General features: G+C 74.7%; 17 protein-coding genes and 1 pseudogene. 13 read left to right on the top strand and 5 right to left on the bottom strand.

What is annotated here, in order from left to right; genetic code table 11:
• Positions 1-216: 216 nt before the first annotated feature.
• Genes FZ988_RS02835 through FZ988_RS02820 form a run of 4 tightly spaced genes read left to right on the top strand, consistent with a single transcriptional unit; the run spans position 217 to position 3,541 of the window.
• Positions 217-1,299 carry a cupin domain-containing protein gene (locus FZ988_RS02835; RefSeq protein WP_149202554.1) on the top strand — a complete coding sequence of 361 codons (1,083 nt, stop codon included), beginning with the start codon at positions 217-219 and terminating at the stop codon, positions 1,297-1,299.
• Entirely contained in the window at positions 1,296-2,168 is an 873-nt protein-coding gene (locus FZ988_RS02830; protein ID WP_149202455.1) for a fumarylacetoacetate hydrolase family protein, read from the top strand. The genes FZ988_RS02835 and FZ988_RS02830 overlap by 4 nt, the downstream gene beginning before the upstream one ends.
• A gap of 1 nt (position 2,169) precedes the next feature.
• A complete protein-coding gene (locus tag FZ988_RS02825; RefSeq protein ID WP_149202454.1) occupies positions 2,170-2,931 on the top strand; it encodes a maleylpyruvate isomerase family mycothiol-dependent enzyme in 762 nt (253 codons plus the stop codon).
• A 40-nt stretch (positions 2,932-2,971) separates the two neighbouring features.
• Positions 2,972-3,541, top strand: a complete 570-nt coding sequence (locus FZ988_RS02820; protein ID WP_149202453.1) for a MarR family winged helix-turn-helix transcriptional regulator — start codon at positions 2,972-2,974, stop codon at positions 3,539-3,541.
• On the opposite strand, the gene FZ988_RS02815 is transcribed toward FZ988_RS02820, so the two are convergent.
• The 4 genes from FZ988_RS02815 to FZ988_RS02800 are packed head-to-tail and all read right to left on the bottom strand — an operon-like array spanning position 3,534 to position 7,093.
• On the bottom strand, positions 3,534-4,340 hold the full coding sequence (locus FZ988_RS02815; RefSeq protein ID WP_149202452.1) for an ABC transporter ATP-binding protein: 807 nt from the start codon (positions 4,338-4,340) through the stop codon (positions 3,534-3,536). The genes FZ988_RS02820 and FZ988_RS02815 overlap by 8 nt on opposite strands.
• Positions 4,333-5,121: an ABC transporter permease gene (locus tag FZ988_RS02810; protein WP_149202451.1), complete on the bottom strand. Its 789-nt coding sequence runs from the start codon at positions 5,119-5,121 to the stop codon at positions 4,333-4,335. Before FZ988_RS02810 ends, FZ988_RS02815 begins: the two co-directional genes overlap by 8 nt.
• The gene (locus FZ988_RS02805; protein WP_246169127.1) at positions 5,118-6,110 is read right to left on the bottom strand and encodes an ABC transporter permease; all 993 of its coding nucleotides are present in this window, start codon (positions 6,108-6,110) and stop codon (positions 5,118-5,120) included. The genes FZ988_RS02810 and FZ988_RS02805 overlap by 4 nt, the downstream gene beginning before the upstream one ends.
• On the bottom strand, positions 6,107-7,093 hold the full coding sequence (locus tag FZ988_RS02800) for an ABC transporter substrate-binding protein (RefSeq protein ID WP_149202450.1): 987 nt from the start codon (positions 7,091-7,093) through the stop codon (positions 6,107-6,109). Before FZ988_RS02800 ends, FZ988_RS02805 begins: the two co-directional genes overlap by 4 nt.
• A 180-nt stretch (positions 7,094-7,273) precedes the next feature.
• On the opposite strand from FZ988_RS02800, the gene FZ988_RS02795 reads away from it, so the two are divergent.
• From FZ988_RS02795 to FZ988_RS02765, 6 genes are all read left to right on the top strand, one after another.
• On the top strand, positions 7,274-8,161 hold the full coding sequence (locus FZ988_RS02795) for a PaaX family transcriptional regulator (protein ID WP_149202449.1): 888 nt from the start codon (positions 7,274-7,276) through the stop codon (positions 8,159-8,161).
• A 148-nt stretch (positions 8,162-8,309) separates the two neighbouring features.
• Positions 8,310-10,136 carry an AMP-binding protein gene (locus FZ988_RS02785; protein ID WP_188078944.1) on the top strand — a complete coding sequence of 609 codons (1,827 nt, stop codon included), beginning with the start codon at positions 8,310-8,312 and terminating at the stop codon, positions 10,134-10,136.
• On the top strand, positions 10,133-11,323 hold the full coding sequence (locus tag FZ988_RS02780; RefSeq protein ID WP_149202446.1) for a thiolase family protein: 1,191 nt from the start codon (positions 10,133-10,135) through the stop codon (positions 11,321-11,323). Before FZ988_RS02785 ends, FZ988_RS02780 begins: the two co-directional genes overlap by 4 nt.
• A gap of 67 nt (positions 11,324-11,390) precedes the next feature.
• Positions 11,391-11,888, top strand: a complete 498-nt coding sequence (locus FZ988_RS02775; RefSeq protein WP_149202445.1) for a MaoC family dehydratase — start codon at positions 11,391-11,393, stop codon at positions 11,886-11,888.
• A complete protein-coding gene (locus tag FZ988_RS02770) occupies positions 11,885-12,802 on the top strand; it encodes an SDR family NAD(P)-dependent oxidoreductase (protein WP_149202444.1) in 918 nt (305 codons plus the stop codon). The genes FZ988_RS02775 and FZ988_RS02770 overlap by 4 nt, the downstream gene beginning before the upstream one ends.
• On the top strand, positions 12,803-13,204 hold the full coding sequence (locus tag FZ988_RS02765) for an acyl-CoA thioesterase (protein ID WP_149202443.1): 402 nt from the start codon (positions 12,803-12,805) through the stop codon (positions 13,202-13,204).
• On the opposite strand, the gene FZ988_RS02760 is transcribed toward FZ988_RS02765, so the two are convergent.
• Complete coding sequence (locus tag FZ988_RS02760) at positions 13,179-14,147, bottom strand: PaaX family transcriptional regulator (RefSeq protein WP_246169125.1); 969 nt, start codon at positions 14,145-14,147, stop codon at positions 13,179-13,181. The genes FZ988_RS02765 and FZ988_RS02760 overlap by 26 nt on opposite strands.
• Before the next feature lie 107 nt (positions 14,148-14,254).
• Here FZ988_RS02760 and FZ988_RS02755 point away from each other — a divergent pair, with 107 nt between their 5' ends.
• The 3 genes and pseudogenes from FZ988_RS02755 to FZ988_RS02745 all read left to right on the top strand — a co-directional run.
• A complete protein-coding gene (locus FZ988_RS02755) occupies positions 14,255-15,112 on the top strand; it encodes a fumarylacetoacetate hydrolase family protein (protein WP_149202441.1) in 858 nt (285 codons plus the stop codon).
• Positions 15,109-17,250, top strand: coding sequence for an acetate--CoA ligase family protein (locus FZ988_RS02750; protein ID WP_246169124.1), 2,142 nt, complete (start codon positions 15,109-15,111; stop codon positions 17,248-17,250). Before FZ988_RS02755 ends, FZ988_RS02750 begins: the two co-directional genes overlap by 4 nt.
• A pseudogene (locus FZ988_RS02745) lies at positions 17,232-18,479 on the top strand (FAD-dependent monooxygenase); the annotation flags it as partial. The gene FZ988_RS02750 and the pseudogene FZ988_RS02745, both read left to right, overlap by 19 nt.
• Positions 18,480-18,482 lie beyond the last annotated feature (3 nt).

Below are 18,482 nucleotides of genomic sequence, written 5' to 3'. Positions count from 1 at the left end.
GTCTGGGCTGCGGAGCCCCCCCACACCCACCCCCCATCCGCCCCCGCGCCGTGCCGAGATCGCACGTCCGCACCGAGGTCGCACATGCGCGAGTGCGGGTTCGGCGCAGAAGTGCGGTCTCGGCGATCGGGCCTCTTCCCAGGAGAGGCGCGGACACATATCGTTGGTGTACCAACGACTGGCGACGACGCCATCGAGGAGGACACCGTGCAGCAGATGGACGGCCACGCCGACACCCCCGAGCTCCAGCAGCTCTACACCGACTTCGCGGCCCAGAACCTCTCTCCCCTCTGGACCCAGCGCGACGACCTCATGCCCTTCGCGCCCGCGCCCAAGGCGCTGCCGCACGTGTGGAAGTGGTCGACCCTCTACGGGCTCGCGGAACGCTCCGGCGAGCTCGTCCCCGTCGGCCGCGGCGGCGAGCGTCGCGCCCTCGGCCTGGCCAACCCCGGCCTGCCGGGAACCGCCTACGCGACCCCGACCCTCTGGTGCGCCATCCAGTACCTCGGCGGCCACGAGACCGCCCCGGAGCACCGGCACAGCCAGAACGCCTTCCGCTTCGTCGTCGAGGGCGAGGGCGTCTGGACCGTCGTCAACGGCGACCCCGTCGCGATGCGCCGCGGCGACCTGCTGCTCACGCCGGGCTGGAACTTCCACGGCCACCACAACGACACCGACCAGCCGATGGCCTGGATCGACGGCCTGGACGTGCCGTTCTCGCACTACACCGACGTCGGGTTCTTCGAGTTCGGCTCGGAGCGCGTGACCGACGAGGCGTCGCCGGACGTGTCGCGCTCCGAGCGGCTCTGGGCCCACCCCGGCCTGCGCCCCCTGTCCGCCCTCGAGGACCAGCCCAGCTCGCCGCTCGCGGCCTACCGCTGGGAGCACACCGACCGTGCGCTGCGCGAGCAGCTCGCGCTCGAGGACGCCGGCCATCCCGCCACGGTCGAGCAGGGCCACGCCGCGATCCGGTACGTCAACCCCACGACCGGCGGGGACGTGATGCCCACCCTGCGGTGCGAGTTCCACCGGCTGCGCAGCGGCGCCGAGACGGCGCCCCGCCACGAGGTCGGCTCCTCGGTGTGGCAGGTGTTCGAGGGCGAGGGCACCGTCGTCCTCGGCGGGACCGAGCACCGCCTCGAGACCGGCGACCTGTTCGCCGTCCCGAGCTGGGTGCCGTGGTCGCTGCACGCCGACACGCAGCTCGACCTCTTCCGGTTCACCGACGGGCCGATCATCGACCGCCTCCACTTCACGCGCACCTACGTGCCCGGCCAGCGCAACGAGGACCTCGCATGAGGCTCGGCACCCTGCGGCTGCGCGGAGGCGCTGCGGACGACGGCGCGTCGCCGGACGCGACGGTGGCGGTCCGGGTGGACGACGACGCGGCGGTCGAGATCCCGGGGTTCGCCGACGTCGGCGCACTGCTCGGCACCGGCGACTGGCGCGAGCGGGCCGCGACAGCCGACGGTACGCGCCACGCGCTCGCCGAGATCGGGCCGACCGCGTGGGCGCCGCCCGTGCTGCGCCCCTCGAAGATCGTGTGCGTCGGCCTCAACTACCGCGCGCACATCCTCGAGATGGGACGCGAGCTGCCCACCCACCCCACGCTGTTCGCGAAGTACCCGGAGGCGTTGATCGGCCCCTACGACCCGATCGTGCTCCCCGCGCACGCCGCCGACGCCGTGGACTGGGAGGGCGAGGTCGCCGTCGTCGTCGGTGCAACCGCACGGCGGCTCGACGAGGCGGCGGCCCAGGCGACCATCGCGGGCTACGCCGTGCTCAACGACGTCACGATGCGGGACCACCAGTACCGCACCCCCCAGTGGCTCCAGGGCAAGACCTTCGAGGCGACCACGCCGTTCGGCCCGTGGATCACGGTCGAGGACGGCGGCTCCCACGTGCTCACGGGCGAGCTCGCCACGTCGGTCGACGGCGAGCGGGTGCAGCACACCGCGGTGGACGACATGGTCTTCGGCCCCGCCGCGCTCGTCGCCTACGTGTCGCAGATCCTGACCCTGCGGCCCGGCGACGTCATCGCGACGGGCACCCCCGGCGGCGTCGGCCACGCGCGGACGCCCCCGCGTTACCTGGCCCCCGGGCAGACGCTGACCACGACCGTCAGCGGGCTCGGCGAGCTGCGCAACGCGATCGTGGCGGAGGCCTGACATGCCCGCCCGGACCGACCGGACCACCGACCCCGAGCTGCTCGCCGCGCTGCTGCTCGCCCGGCGCGGGCAGGCGTACTTCTCGCGCGCGCTCAACGAGCTCCGCACCAGCGAGCTGGGCGCCCCGTCCCTCGTGCCGGGCTGGCTGCGCCGCCACGTGGTCGCGCACGTCGGGCTCAACGCGCGCGCCCTCACGCGCCTCACCCAGTGGGCCGCCACCGGGGTCGAGACCCCGATGTACGCCTCGCCCGAGGAGCGGGACGCCGAGATCGAGCTCGGCGCGACCCTGCCCGCGCGGGCCCTGCGCAACCTGTCCGCGCACGCCGCGGTCCACCTCGACGTCGAGTGGCGTGACCTGGCCGACGACGCCTGGCACGCCCAGGTCCGGACCGCGCAGGGCCGCGTCGTGCCCGCGAGCGAGACCGTCTGGATGCGCACGCGCGAGGTGTGGATCCACGCGGTCGACCTCGACCACGGCGCGTCGTTCCGGCACTTCCCGCCCGAGCTCGTCGACCTGCTGCTCGCAGACGTGGTCCGCGTGTGGGGCAGCAGGCAGGACGCCCCGCCCGAGGCCCGGACGGCGCTCGGCGCGGCGGGCGGGGCGGGGCTCCGGGCACTCGACCGGGTCCCCGCGCCGGGTGGTCCCGTGACCGTGCGCGGCCGCGCGGCCGACCTGGCGCGCTGGGCGACCGGGCGCGGCGGAGCTCACCTGCTCACGACGGCGGACGGCTCACCCGTCCCGGAGCCGCCGCGCTGGCTGTGACGTCCGCCGGGAAGCGGCCGCGCCCGAGGATGATGGCCCGGTGACCGACGGGAACCTGACGCACGACGGCGCGGTGCGGGACGGCGCGGTGCGGGACGGCGCGGTGCCCGACGGCGTGCCGGACGACGTGCCCGACGACCTGCCCCTCGACCTCGCGCACCACACCGGGTTCCTCCTGCGCCGTGCGCAGCAGGCCCACCTGGTCGCGTGGGCGCAGCAGGTGGGCGCCAGGCTCACGAACGTCCAGTTCGGTGTGCTCAACGTGCTCCACCGCCTCGGCGAGGCGAGCCAACGGGAGCTCTGCGACGCCCTGGACCTCGACCGCTCGACCGTCGCCGGCCTCGTCGGCCGCCTCGAGGCGCGTGGCCTCGTCGCCCGCGCACGCGCCGATGCGGACCGGCGCCGCAACGTCGTGCGCCTCACCCGGGCGGGCCGGGAGGTGCTGCGCGACGTCGCGCCGTCGGCGTCGCGGGTCGACGCCGTCCTGACCTCCGCGCTCACGCGCGAGGAGCGGGACGTCCTCCAGCGGCTCCTGACCACGGTCCTGCGCGGCGTGCACGGCGCCGACGGCGCGGCCCCCGCCGACGGCGACCCGGCCCCGCTCACCTGACGGCAGGCACGGCCTCCCCGCGCTTGGCGCGCTGGATCTGCCCGTACACGTGGGTCCGCAGCTCGGTGAACCGGGGGAGCGCGCGCGTGGTGAGCTGGTCCCGCTCGGCCGGCAGGTCGATCGCGAGGTCCTCCTGCACCACGGTCGGCGAGCTCGAGAGCACGAGCACCCGGCCCCCGAGGTAGACGGACTCGTCGATGTCGTGCGTCACGAAGAGCACGGTCACCCCGAGGTCCTTCCAGACGCGGCGGACGAGGTCCTCGAGGTCTGCCCGGGTCTGCGCGTCGACCGCCGCGAACGGCTCGTCCATGACGAGCACCTCCGGCTGGTAGGCCACGGCCCGCGCGATCGCCACGCGCTGCTGCATGCCGCCGGACAGCTGCCACGGGTAGGTGTCCAGCGCGTGGGCGAGGCCGACCTCCTCGACGGCCCGCTCGACCGCGGCCAGCCGCTCCGCGCGGGGGACGCCGCGGGCCTTGAGGGGCAGCGCCACGTTGTCCCGCACCGTGAGCCACGGGTACAGGCTCCGGCCGTACTCCTGGAAGACGAGCGCCATCTTCTTCGGTGGTGCGCTCACCTCCGCGCCGTCGAGCATGACCGAGCCCGACGTCGGGGGCAGCAGGCCCGCGAGGCACTTGAGGAGCGTCGTCTTGCCGCAGCCCGACGGCCCGACGATGCACACCAGCTCACCGGGGTGCACGTCGAAGCTGATCGAGCCGATCGCCTCGACCGGCCCGTTCGCGCCCGGGTACGTCTTGCTCAGCTCCCGGACGGACAGCAGGGGGGTGTTCTCAGCCACGTGCGACCTCTCTCGAGCCGTGGTACCAGTGCAGGACCCGTCGTTCGACGAGCTGGAAGACCGCGGCCACGACCACGCCGACGAGACCGAGCAGCAGGATGCCGCTCCACATCTCGGCGACCATGTACTGCCGCTGGAAGTAGACGATCTGGTAGCCCAGCCCCGACGACGAGGCGAACATCTCCGAGATCACCATGAGGATCAGGCCGATGGACAGGCAGAGCCTGATGCCGGCCATGATCTGCGGGCTCGCGGCCGGCAGCACGAAGTAGCGGTAGGCCAGCGCCCCACGGACCCGGTAGGACCGGGACGTGTCCGTGAGCACGGGATCCATCGCCCGGACGCCCTCGATCGTGTTGAGCAGGACGGGCCAGACGCTGCCCGAGACGATCACGGCGAGCTTCATCGTGTCGTCGATGCCGAGCAGGAGCATGAGGACGGGCACCAGGACCACGGGTGGGATGGCCCGGAAGAACTCGAGCATGGGCTCGAGCAGGGCCCGGAGCCACGGCGTCGCGCCGATGGCCGTCCCCGCGACCACGCCGATGACGATGGACAGGAGCACGCCGATGCCGAAGCGGGCGAGGCTGGGCAGGACGTCGCCCGTGATCGTCTCCGGGGCGAGCCACGTGCGCGTGAAGGCCTGCGCGACCCGTGCGGGCGAGGGGAAGTAGAGGCTCGTCGTGCCCTGGGTGGCCAGCGCCCACGCGGCCACGAGGAGCGCGGGCAGGCCGGCGGCGAAGCCGACGGAGACGAGCGCGCGGCGGGCGGTGGTCCTCACGCGGCACCCTCCTTGCGGACCGACGGGTGCCAGTGCAGGACCCGTCGCTCGACGGCCCGGGTGCCGAGGTTGACGAGGAGCCCGAGGGCGCCGGTCACGAGCACCAGGGCGTAGAGGCCGGGCGCGTCGGGGGCGGACCGGTACACGTCGATCTGCCGGCCGATCCCGGGGTTGCCGATCACGAGCTCGGCGGTGATGGTCAGCACGAGGGCGATCGAGGCGGCGAGGCGGAAACCGGTGATGACGTAGGGCAGGGCGGTCGGGAGCACCACGTGATGCAGCCTGCGCAGCCAGCCGAGCCCGAAGCTGCGGGCCGTGTCCTGTGCCACCGTGTCGACGTCCGCGACGCCGTAGAGCACCTGGATGAGCACCTGCCAGAACGGCGCGTAGACGACGACGACGAGCGCCGCCTCGCGCGAGAGGCCGGCGATCAGCACGGCGAGCGGGATGATCGCGACCGACGGGATCGGCCGCAGGAACTCGACCGTGGAGCGGGTGGCCCGCCGCAGGAACGGGACGAGGCCGATGACGGTCCCGGCGACGAGGGCGGCCACGACGGCGATCGCGAGGCCGAGCGCCCACGTGACGACGGTGTCGCCCAGGGCGGACCAGAACCGGGGCGTGCCGAGCTCGGTGACCAGGCGCGCCGCCGTCGTCGTGAAGCGCGGCAGGTACGCGGGGTTGACCACCTCTGCGAGGGCGACGACCTCCCAGGTCAGGACGCAGCCGACGACGCCGAGGGCGCCCAGCGCCGCGGACCCGCCGGCCCGGGCCGGCCCCGGACGGCCGGTGCGACGACGGCCAGCGGCCGGGCCGGCGCTGCGCCCACCGGGGCGCGGGGCACGGGGGGTGACGTCGGCCGGTGCGCCGGGTGCCGCGCCGGCCGGTGCGTCGGGGCGGCCCGCGCCCGGCCCGACGGGGACGGCCCGCGTCCCGGGGCTGCCGCCGCCAGGACGCGAGCCGTTCACCATGTCGGTCTGCTGGGTCACTCGGAGATGAGGGTGTCGAGGTCGGGGGCCTGCTCGAAGAACTCGTGCTCGACCGCGAGGTCGGCCAGGCTCTGGAGCACGTCGCGGTCGATCGGCGTGGTGAAGTGCGGGAGCGGCAGCGACTGCGCGGCGGCCTCGGGCAGCGACATCTCGTCGACGAGTGACTGGCGCAGCGCCTCGTCGTTCTCCTGCGCCCACGTGAACGCGTCCGCGAACGCGTCGCGCACGGCCTGGACGAGCTCCGGGTCGTCGGTGACCGTCGCGCCCGTGGTCTGCACGACGAGCGTCGGCAGGCCGGGCAGCACCGCCTGGTAGGGGTCGACGACGCGTGAGCCACCCGCGCCGACGATCATCGAGACGAACGGCTCGGGCACCCACGCGGCGTCGATGTTGCCCGACTCGAGCTGGGCCTGGGCATCCGGGAAGGCGACCTCGACGAACTCGATGGTGCTCGGGTCGCCGCCGTCCGCCTCGACCGCCGCCATGATCGTCAGGTCGCCCGCGGCGCCCAGGGAGTTGACCGAGACGCGCTTGCCCGCGAGGTCGGCCGGTCGGCTGATCCCGCTGTCGGCGCCGGTCACGACCGAGTTGATGTCGTCGCCCTCGGTGTAGCTCTCCGCGTAGTTCGAGATCACCCGCACGTCGAGGCCCTGGAGGCTCGCGCGCATGGCGCCGAACGGCTGGCCGATCGAGAAGTCGACGTCGCCGTTGAGGAGGGCCGGCATGGCCTGCGCGCCGCCCTGGATCGGCTGGACCGTGACGTCGAGCCCGTGCTCGGCGAAGACGCCGGCCTCGACCGCCGCCCACAGGGGCGCGGTCTCGCTGATGCTCAGCGCGCCGATCGTGATGGCCCGCGGGGACTCGGCCCCGACCGCGGCGGAGGTGCCCGGCTCCTCGGGCGTGGTCTCGCCGGACGAGCACGCGGCAAGTCCCAGCGACAACGACGCGACGAGTGCCGCCAGGAGGGCGGGACGTCGGTTCATGGGGGCCTCAATTCTCCGTTGAATCTCGGGTGTCGAGCGGGGGAGTGCCGTGCGCCGTCGACGCTGACGTGTGATGCATGACACTTGTGCGGCCATCGTGCAACTGGATGTCACGCATGTCAATCGTCTTGCGGCATCGGTCGCGGCCCGTGGCCGGGCGGGCGTGCCATACTCCCGCGCATGCCGAAGCCCTCCGCGGACCTCGCCGGTCCGGGTCCGGAGGCGGTCAGGCGCCGCCCCGAGCAGCTGCTGCTGGCGTTCATGGGCGAGCTCGTCGTGGATCGCGACGTCGGCCCGCTGCCCACCGCCGAGCTCATCGCCCTGCTGGCCGAGCTCGGCGTCGGGGAGGCGGCGACGCGCGCGACCCTCAACCGGATGGCCGCGCGGGGCCTGCTCGCCCCGATCCGCGTCGGGCGCACCGTCTCGCACGTGCTCACTCCTGAGAGCGAGCGGGTGCTGCGCGAGGCCAAGGGGCGCGTGTTCGCCGACGACCCCTTCGCGCCGCTCGGGACGGGCTGGACCCTGGTGACCTTCTCCGTGCCCGAGAGCCGGCGGGACATGCGGCACCGGGTGCGTGCCCAGCTCGCGTGGGCCGGCTTCGGCCTGCTGCGCGACGGCCTGTGGATCGCGCCCGGCGAGGTGGACGTCGCCGAGGCGCTCGGCGGCGTGCACGACGGGCGTCCCGACGACGACGCGCCCGGTGGGGGAGCGCTCGACGGCGGCCCCGCCGACGCGATGGAGCTCGTGGCGTTCCGCGCGCACGAGGTCCCCGGGTTCTCGGCCGCCCGCAGCGTGCGCACGGCCTGGCGGCTCGACGAGATGCGGGTGCGGCACGAGGAGTTCCGGCGCCGGTGGGCCGGCCGGGCGCCCGGCGGCGGGCCGGCCGCGCTGGCGGACCTGACGGCGCTGGTCGCCGATTGGCTCGACCTGCTGCGGGCCGTGCCGCGCCTGCCGGCCGAGCACCTCGCGGACGACTGGCCGGCAGCGCTCTCGGTCGCGACGTTCCGAGGCCTGCACGCCGCGCTCGTCGAGCCGGCGCGGGGGGAGCTCGAGCGCAGGCTCGGCTGACGGCGCAGGGCCTCGTCATTCGACGTCTTGGTGACGATCGTCACGAGAGTGCTTGACGTTTCGGGCTGCGAGCAGGCAGCATCGGCACGTCAGCACCCGCCGCGTCCCCGACGCGGTGTCGCCCACGAGGATGTGAGCAGAGGCAGACGTGACCCCGCACCCCAGCCCGCCCCGACCCGCCGCGACGCCACCCGAGGACCGGGCGCCCGGCGGGGTCCCCGACGTGAACCCCGGCCCCGTCCCCGACGGCGCGCCGGCACCGGTCGGCCTCGACCGCGCCAACTACGCCACCATCTGGGACGCCGTGGCACGCGCCGTCCCCGACCGGCCGGCGGTCGTCGCCGGCGGGCGGACGGTGACCTACGCCGAGTTCGAGGAGACCGCCGCCCGCCTCGCGGCGACCTTCGTCGAGCACGGCCTGGGGGTCGACTCGACCGTCGCGATCTTCATGTACAACCGCGCCGAGTACCTCACGACCCTCTACGCGGCGTACAAGATCGGCGCGATCCCGGTCAACATCAACTTCCGCTACCACGGCGGTGAGCTCGCCTACCTGCTCGAGGTCGCGCGGCCCGCAGCCCTCGTCTTCCCCACGAGCCTCGCGGAGGCCGTCCGGGACGCCGCCGACCGGGTCGGGCTGCCCGGGCTCGTCCTGCACGTGCCCGACGGCGACGCGCCCGCAGGTCCCGGCGGCCGCGGGCCGGTGCCCGACGACGCCCCCGAACCCGTCCCCGGCGTCCCGTTCGCCTCCGCGCTCGGACGCCCACCGCTCGCACCCCGGCCGCTCGGCCCCGAGCACAAGATCTTCATGTTCACCGGTGGCACGACCGGCCGGCCCAAGGCCGTCGTGTGGACCCACGGCAACCTCTTCGACAGCCAGCAGTTCTCGATCTACGCGTCCCTGCCCGTCGAGCCGCCGACGACGCTCGACGACGTCACACGGATCGCGGCGCGCGCGGACCTGCCCCGCACCGTGTGCCTCCCGCTGCCGCCGATGATGCACGCGACGGCCCTGTTCAACGTCATGAACGCGATGGTGCTGGGCGGGACCGTGGTGTTCCTGCCCACGGCGCGGTTCGACCCGCGCGCGGCCCTGCGCGCCATCGAGGAGCACGGCGTGACGCGCCTGATCGTCGCGGGCAACGCCGTCGTCGGGCCGCTCGTGGACGTCCTGGACGCCGCCGACGGTCCCGTCGCGGACATCTCGAGCCTCGGCACGGTCCTCAGCTCCGGCATGGTCTGGTCCGACGAGCTCAAGCGACGGCTGATCGCGCACGCGCCGGGCGCGACCCTCATCGACATCATCGGCTCGAGCGAGGGCGGCCCCTTCGCCTACGGGGTCGTGCGCGGGCCGCAGGACCTGCCGTGCCGCCCGCGCCTCGCACCGGGGGCCGTCGTGCTCTCGCCGGAGCGCACCGAGGTCCAGGACGTCGTCGGTGCGATCGGCACGCTCGCGTACCGGGGCGCGATGCCCCTGGGCTACCACGACGACCCCGAGCGCACCGCCCAGACGTACCCCGTGATCGACGGCGTGCGGTACGTCATGCCCGGCGACTACGTCCAGGTGCTCGGCGACGGGTACGTCGAGATGCTCGGCCGCGGCTCGGCCGTCGTCAACACGGGCGGGGAGAAGGTGTACCCCGGTGAGGTCGAGGAGGCCCTCCTGGCCGTCCCGGACGTCGTCGACGCCGTCGTCTTCGGCCTCCCGGACCCGCGCTGGGGCGAGGTCGTCACGGCCATGGTCGTCACCGCGCCGGGCTCCCCGATCACCGCGCAGCAGATCCAGGACGCGGTCGGCGAGCGGCTCGCCGGCTACAAGAAGCCCCGCAGGTTGTACCTGGTGGACGAGCTCGAGCGAAGCCCGAGCGGCAAGGTCGACATGCGCGCTCTGCGCCGTCGCGTGACCGAGCTGGGCGAACGCCCCGCCCTCGTCGACCCGATCGTCGCCCCCGACCCCGGTGAGAGGAACCGATGAAGTTCTCCGATGCCCACATCCCGTTCGGGATGAGCTGGACCTCCCCCTTCGCCAAGTGGCAGGGCCCGCTCGCCGAGCTCAACAGCCTCGACATGGCCGTCGACGTGACGGGCCGTGCCCTCGCCGACCGCGGCCTGCCGCCCGAGGAGATCACCGAGTGGACCCTGGGCTGCACCGTCCCGCAGCAGCACGCGTTCTACGGCGTCACGGGCATCTCGCGGCGCCTCGGCGCCGGTGACCACGGCGGGCCGTGGATCGCCCGGGCCTGCGCGACGTCGGCCGCCGTCATCGAGCACCTCGCGACGCAGGTCGAGCTCGGGGCGCACTCGACCACGATCGGTGTCGTGACCGACCGGACCAGCAACGGCCCGCTCATGCTGTGGAGCAGCGCCCAGGCGGCGGGCGGCGCCCCCGTGAGCGAGCACTGGGTGCTGGACCCCATGAAGCTCGACCCCACGACCGGCCAGAGCATGAACGACACGGCCGAGAACACGGCGCGGGACGCCGGCTACACGCGCGAGCAGCTCGACGAGGTCGCGCTCATGCGCTACGAGCAGTACCTGACGGCGCTCGCGGACGACAGGGCCGTGCAGCGCGAGTACATGGTGCCCGTGCGGATCCCGCGGCGCCGCGGCGAGGGCTGGCTCGAGGCGGACCACGGGGTGTTCCCGACGACAGCGGAGGGCCTCGCGGCGCTCCGACCCGTGGCGCCCGACGGCGTCGTGACGTTCGGTGCGCAGACGCACCCCGCGGACGGGTGCGCGGGCGTCGTCGTCGCGTCCGCCGCGCGGGCCCGCGAGCTAGGACGGGGCGGCGTCACCGCACAGATCCTGGCGACCGGGTTCAGCCGCGCCGCCCCCGCCTACATGCCCAAGGCGCCCGTGCCCGCCGCGCTGCGCGCGCTCGCCGACGCAGGCGTCGAGGTGGCGGACCTGGACGTGGTCACCACGCACAACCCGTTCGCGGTCAACGACCTGTGGTTCTCCGAGCAGACGGGGTACCCGCTCGAGCGCATGAACCCGTACGGGTCCTCGCTCGTGTACGGCCACCCCCAGGGCCCGACGGGCGCGCGGGCCGTGACCGAGCTCGTGCACGCCCTGCACGCCCGCGGCGGCGGGCTGGGCCTCTTCACGGGCTGCGCGGCGGGCGACTCGGCGGGCGCCGTCGTCGTCCGCGTCGACGGGTGAACCGGACCGCCGCCCCCCTGACCGAAGCCCTGCCCGACCCGCCGACCACCACGAGAGCGAGCGCACCATGACCGCAGAGCACGCAGCCCCCGGGGCCACGGCCGCACCGGCCGGCCCCGCCGCAGTTCCCCTCGCCGACCTGCCCGCCGCCGTCGGCCGCACGTTCGGCCCCTCGTCCTGGCGCACCGTGACGCAGGACGAGGTCGACCGGTTCGCCGACCTCACGGGCGACCACAACCCGATCCACCTGGACCAGGAGTACGCGGCCCGCACGCCGTTCGGCGGCACGATCGTCCACGGCTACTTCACCCTGGCCCTCGTCGTCCCGCTCATGGCCGAGCTCGTGGACGTCACCGGCGTCGCCACGGGCGTCAACTACGGGCTCGACCGGCTCCGCTTCCCCGCACCCGTGCGGGTCGGCTCACGCATCCGTGTGACGTCGACGCTCACGGAGGTCACCGAGGTGCCGGGCGGCTACCAGGCCGTCTTCGAGAACACCTTCGAGGTCGAGGGGCAGGCCAAGCCCGCCGCCGTCGCCGTGATGATCGTGAGGTACTACGCATGAGCACGGACCTCACGGGCAAGGCGGCCGTCGTCACGGGCAGCGGTCAGGGCCTCGGCAGGGCCTACGCCCGCGCATTGGCGGCGGCCGGCGCCAGCGTCGTGGTCAACGACGTCGACGCGGGCTCCGCGCAGCAGACGGTCGACGCGATCACGGCCGACGGCGGGTCCGCGGTCGCCGTCGTCGCACCCGTCGGGCCGACCGAGACGGCCGACCTCCTCGTGGCCGCCGCGGTCGAGGCGTTCGGCGGGCTCGACGTGCTCGTGGCGAACGCGGGCGTGCTGCGGGACCGCATGCTGTGGAAGACGACCGACGAGGACTTCGACCTCGTCGTCCAGACGCACCTGCGTGGGGCGTTCACGACCGCCCGGGCGGCGGCCGTGCACATGCGGGATCGGGGCGAGGGTGGCCGGATCGTGCTCGTCGGCTCGCCCGCGGGGCAGCACGGCAACATCGGCCAGACGAGCTACGCGGCCGCGAAGGCGGGCGTCGTCGCGATGGCCCGGACGTGGTCCCTCGAGCTCGCGCGCGCAGGGGTCATGGTCAACGCGATCGTGCCGACGGCGATCACCGCCATGACGGCGACGATCCCCGTGTACGCCGACGTCGCCGCCGCGTACGACCGTGGCGAGCCGCTGCCGCGCGTCGTGCGGCGCGACCACGCGCTCGGCGGGCCCGAGGACGTCGCGCCACTGGTCGTGTGGCTCGCGTCCGACGCGTCCGCCGGGGTGACCGGCCAGGCGATCGGCATCGGCGGGGACAAGCTCTCGGTGTACTCGGTGCCGCAGGAGCTCGCCGTCACCTACCGCGAGGGCGGCTGGACCGCCGACGCGATCGCCGCGCAGTGGCCGACGACGTTCGCGGCGCACGCGCAGCCGAGCGGGATCACCCTGCCGCCGCTGGACCTGGGGGACTGAGTGCGCACGCACAGCGAACCCGTGCGCGTGGAGTTCGTGGACACCGACGCGGGCGGCCGGATCCACCACACGGCCGCGCTGCGCTGGGCCGAGCGGGCCGAGCACCAGCTGCTGCGCGCGGCGGGCGCGGTCGACCTCACGAGCTACCCGCGCCGGCACGTGGTCGTGGACTTCCTCGCGCCCCTGAGGTTCGGGGACGAGGTGCAGGTCGAGGTGCGGGCCACCAACCTCGGGCGCACGTCGATCACCTACGGCTGGCGGGTCGTGCGGGACGGCGCGGTGTGCGTGCAGGGCTCGACGACCTGCGTCCACGTCGACGCGCACGACCAGCCGGCCGAGCTCCCGCCGGCGCTGCGCGCGGGCCTCGGGGCCGTGGTCAGCGAGCCGACGCCGCCGGGCTGAGCGCGACGTCAGGGGCCCGGGGGCCCGGGTGGTCCGCGGCGACGGAGAACTGGACGACGCGCGTCGCGAGCTCGGGGGCGTAGGCGCCGATCACCTGGCGCACGCGGACCGACGCGGGGGCGCCGAGCTTCTCGTACGTGTCGAGGAACAGGTCGCGCGCGGCGTCCCGCGGCCAGTCGACGGGCAGCAGCCGCCGCGGCAGGTCGGGGTCCAGGCCCGGGAACGCGCGCCAGGCGTCCATGAGCTCGGTCCTGCGGGTGAGGGCGTCGACCGGGGAGATGGTCCCCTTGCCGAGGGCCGAGTGCGTGGGCTTCCACTCCGCGACGAACGCCCGGTACAGGTCGGCGAGCCCCTCGAGGTCCCATGCGCTCTGGGGGGCCAGCGTCGTCGCCGGCAGCTCGGGCGACGTCGCGACGAACGCGGTCGCGCTGGTCACCCCGAGGTCGCCGAGCTCGGCGAGCGCCTGGTCGTGGCGCGGGTGCGGGGAGATCCACAGGGCGTCGTAGAGCGGGGCGAACCCCAGCCAGCGCAGCCGGGTCCGCAGGGCCTCGCGGGCGGAGCGGTTGGCCTCCGGCACCGAGAACGCCACGAGGCTCCACCGGCCGTCCCACTCGGCGCCGTCGCCCCTGCCGAAGGCGACGATCCGGACGGCGCCCTCGCGCATGACCGCCTGCGCGCGCGGGGTCATCGCGTAGAACGTGTTGCGCCCGTTGCGCGTCGAGACGAGCAGCCCGTGCTTGACCATGCGGCTGAGCGCCGCGCGCGCGGCGACGTCGCTGACGCCGAAGTCCGCGAGCAGGTCGACGAGCGCGGCCGACGGCAGCGGCTCCTCCTGCCCCCACCAGTAGTCGCCCAGCAGGGTCAGGAGCAGGCTCGGCGGGGAGCCCTGGCGGGTGCGCGGTGCGCGTGGCCCGTCCGCGTCGGTCCGGCTCACGTGTGCCACGGCAGCCCCTCTCGTCCTGTCGCCCGCAGCCCGAGCGATGCTTGACATATCCTACGCCGCTCGCCGATAGTCATGTCACATTCCAGCCAGTCCGGGAGCCACTGACGATGAGGTTAGCCAGCACCCTCGACGCGCGCCTGCACGCCCTCCTGGGCGACCGGGCCGTCGATCTCACCGACGCCCTCGACCTCGTGCCGGGCGCCGGCGGCCCGCTCCTGTCGTTCCTCGAGCGGGGCGGCACGCTCGACGAGCTCCGGTCGCTCGACCTCGACACGCTGCCGGCCCGCGCTGCCGGCGCGCTGCGGCTCGCGGCCCCCCTCGCGCGTCCCGGCAAGGTGGTCGGTGCACCCGTGAACTACCTCGACCACAAGGCCGAGATGGGCGAGCAGCGGACCATCGCCGACTACGGCGTCTTCCTCAAGGCGAGCTCGTCGGTCATCGGCCACGGCGGGCTGATCCGGCTCCCGTACACCGACGTGCGCACCGACCACGAGGGAGAGCTCGGCGTGGTCATCGGCCGCGAGGCGAGCCGCGTACCCGCGGAACGGGCCCTCGAGCACGTCTTCGGGTACGTGCCGCTCCTGGACATCACGGTGCGGTCCGGCGAGGACCGCTCGACCCGCAAGTCCTTCGACACGTTCACGCCGATCGGACCCTGGGTGACCACGGCCGACGAGGTGCCCGACCCGGGCTCGCTCGAGCTGAGGTGCTGGGTCGGGGCAGAGCTGCGTCAGCGCGCCTCGACCGCCGACCTCATCTACGGCGTCGCCGAGCTCATCGCCTACACGAGCCACGTGATGACCCTCCACCCCGGGGACGTCATCGCCACCGGCACGCCCGCCGGCGTGGGACCCGTCGCGGCCGGCGACCAGGTCGCCGTCGAGATCGAGGGCCTCGGACGGCTCGAGGTCGGCGTGAGCGACGAGCGCGCGATCGCGTACGCCACCCGCCCGGGGCAGCGGTGACAGCCGTCCGCCCGACCACCGAGCAGGTGGACGCGGCGCGCGGCCCGTCGTACGCCGGTCAGCACCCGCTCGAGCCGATGTTCCGCCCCGCCGCCGTCGCGGTCGTCGGCGCGTCCGCGCAGCCCGGGAAGGCCGGCCACGCGATGGTGCAGGCGCTGCGGCACTTCCCCGGCGCCCTGCACCCTGTCAACCCGCGCGGCGGGGAGGTGCTCGGGCGGCCGGTGATCGGCAGCCTCCGGGAGTGCACCGGCGTGGACCTTGCGGTCCTCGTGGTCCCGCCCGAGGCCGTCCCCGGAGCGCTCGAGGACGCCGGCGCGGCAGGCGTCCGCGCCGCCGTCGTGTGCGCCGGCGGCTTCGCCGAGAGCGGCCCCGAGGGCGCGCGCCTCCAGCAGCGGGTCGCGCGCACGGCGCAGGACGCGGGCATCCGCCTCCTCGGGCCCAACACGTCCGGGTTCATGAACCCGGTCGACGCCACGACGGCAAACTTCATGCCGGCCGTGGCCGAGCTCGCGGCGGGCTCGGTGAGCGTCGTCGCGCAGTCGGGCGGCGTGAACCTGACCATCGCGTTCATGCTGGCGCGTGCGGGCGTGGGCCTGCGGCTCGGTGCCGGGCTCGGCAACGCGGTCGACGTCGACTTCCCGGAGCTCCTGGACTTCCTCGCGCAGGACGACGCGACGACCGCCGTCGGCCTGCACATCGAGGGTGTCGCCGACGGCCGGGCGCTCGTCGCGGCGCTGCGCCGGGTCACCGCGCGTAAGCCCGTGGTCGCGTTCGTGGTGGGACGCTCGGACGTGTCGGACTTCGCGCGGTCGCACACCGGTGCGATGACGGGCTCGTACGCGCTGACCCGTGCCGCGCTTCAGCAGGCCGGCGCCGTCGTCGTCGGGAGCCTCGAGGAGATGGTCTCCTCGCTCGCGGCGCTGCGCGTGCTCAGGCTCACGGCGGGCTCGCGGGCCGGCGTCGGGCTCGTCACGGGGCAGGCAGGGCCGGGCCTGGTCGTCGCCGACGCGCTCGGCGCACGCGGCATCGACCTCCCGGCCCTCGGCGGCGCGACCCAGCGGCGCATCGCCGAGCTGCTCCCGCCCCTCACGTTCCAGCGCAACCCCGTGGACACCGGCCGGCCGGCCGCGGGCTTCGGCGACGTCGTCGCGGCGGTCGTCGCCGACCCCGCCGTCGACGTCGTCGGCGTGTTCGCGCTCGACGAGCCCGGAGCGCTCGACCCCGTCACCGCCCTGCGGCCCGTCGCGGGCCGCGTGCTCTTCGCGAGCGGGGGACCCGAGGCTGCGATGGTCGAGCGCCGTCGGGAGCTGGACCTCGCGGGCGTGCCGATGCTCGCCGGGCCGGGGGAGCTCGCGACTGCCCTGACGGCGGTCGTCACCGATGCCCGCCTGCGCGGCGTCCGGGACGCCGAGCCGGTGACGCCCACGCGCGGCGTCGGGCGCACGCTCGACGAGCACGAGGGCAAGACGCTCCTCGAGTCCTACGGCGTGCGTGCGCCGGTACGCCGCCCGGCGGCCGACCGGTCGCAGGCCCACGCGGCGTTCGACGACCTCGCGCGGCCCGGGCGGCCCGTCGTCGTCAAGGTCCTCGACGCGGACGTGCTCCACAAGTCCGACGTCGGCGGGGTGCACGTCGGCCTGACCGACCGGGCCGCGCTCGACCGGGCGCTCGACGCGATCGACGCGATCGAGCACGAGGCGTCCCACGCGTCGGCCGACAGCCCGCGCGCCGCCACCCGGCGGTACCTCGTCGAGGTGATGGCCGAGCCCGGGACGGACCTCATCGTGGGTGCCGTGCGTGACCGCGTCTTCGGCCCCGTCGTGCTCCTCGGGCTGGGCGGCGTCGCCGCGGAGCTCGGCCGCGACCCGGTGCTGAGGCTCGCCCCGCTGTCCCCGGCGCGCGCACAGGAGATGGTCCGCGCGCTGCCCCGGGCCGTGCTCGACGGCTTCCGGGGCGGGCCCGGGGTCGACGTCGCGGCCCTGGCCCACGTGCTGCGCGCGGTGGGCGACCTGATCAGTGAGCACCACGACATCGCCGAGGTCGACCTGAACCCGGTCCGGCTCACGGCCGATGGCCCCGTCGCCCTCGACGCCCTGGTCGTGGCGGCACCCCCGAGAGGAGAACCATGTCCAGCGTGAGCGCACAGAGCCCGGACGGCACGGCCCGCGGGGTGATCGTGGTCGGGGCGGGGCCGGTCGGCCTCACGGCCGCCCTCGCGCTGCGTGCCTACGGCGTCCCGGTGACCGTGCTCGAGGCCGGGCCCGAGGGCCGGCAACGGCCCGGCAGCCGGGCCATCTTCACGCACAGCCAGACGCTGCAGATCCTCGACCGGATCAGCCCCGGGCTCGGTGCGGAGCTCTCCCGCCACGGGGTGTACTGGAACACCCAGCGCACCTTCTACGAGGGCCGCGAGGTGTACGCGAAGACGTACCCGTCGCCGCCCGAGGGCGTGTACCCGCACTTCACGAGCCTGCCGCAGGTCCGCATCGAGGCGTACCTCCAGGCGCGCGCCGTGGTCGCCGGCGTCGAGCTCGTGTGGGACCAGGAGATCGCCGGCGTGAGCGCGGACGACGCCGGCGTGACGCTCACGACGTCGTCCGGGCGGCGGTGGACGGCCGAGTACGTCGTCGGGGCCGACGGCTCCCGCTCGGTCGTGCGCAAGCAGGTCGGGGCCCGGATGGAGGGTGGCAAGGACGACGGCTGGTACGTCGTCGTCGACGTCGACGAGATCGAGCAGCCCACGCTGCCCCGCGAGCGGCACTTCCACTACGCGCACCCCGCGGTCGACGGGCGCAACGTCCTCGTGGTCCCCTTCGCGGGCGGGTACCGCGTGGACCTCCAGCTCGTGGACGGCGACGACCCGGAGGGGCTCGCCTCGCCGGACGGCGTGCGTGCGTGGCTGGACGCGGTGCTCCCACCCGGCTACGCGGACCGCACGTCCTGGGTGTCGACGTACCAGTTCCTCCAGCTCGTGGCGCACGACTTCGCGGACCCGAGCCGGCGCGTACTGCTGGTGGGCGAGGCGGCGCACCTGTTCGCGCCGTTCGGGGCGCGGGGGCTGAACTCGGGGGTGCCCGACGCTGAGGCCGCGGCCGTCGCGATCGCGGCGGCGCTCCGGGCGACCAACCGCGCCGCCGCGCGCACACCCGTGGAGGCGTTCGCCCTCGCGCGCAGGTCGGCCGCGCTGTTCAACCGCGACGCCGCGGGCGAGGCCCTGGCGCACCTGCGCCCGGGGCCCGAGACGGCGGCGGCCGTACGTGCCGCCGCCGCCCGTGCGCCGCAGGACGCCGAGGCGTCGGCGTGGCTCGAGAAGGCGCCGTACGGTCCCCGCGGCGTGCACCGGGCGGAGACGGTCTACCGGTACTGAGCC

It is taken from the genome of Actinotalea subterranea (genome assembly GCF_008364845.1).
Lineage (GTDB): Bacteria > Actinomycetota > Actinomycetes > Actinomycetales > Cellulomonadaceae > Actinotalea > Actinotalea subterranea.
The sequence above is the reverse complement of the archived record's forward strand: the minus strand, read 5'-3'. Positions and strand labels throughout refer to the sequence as shown.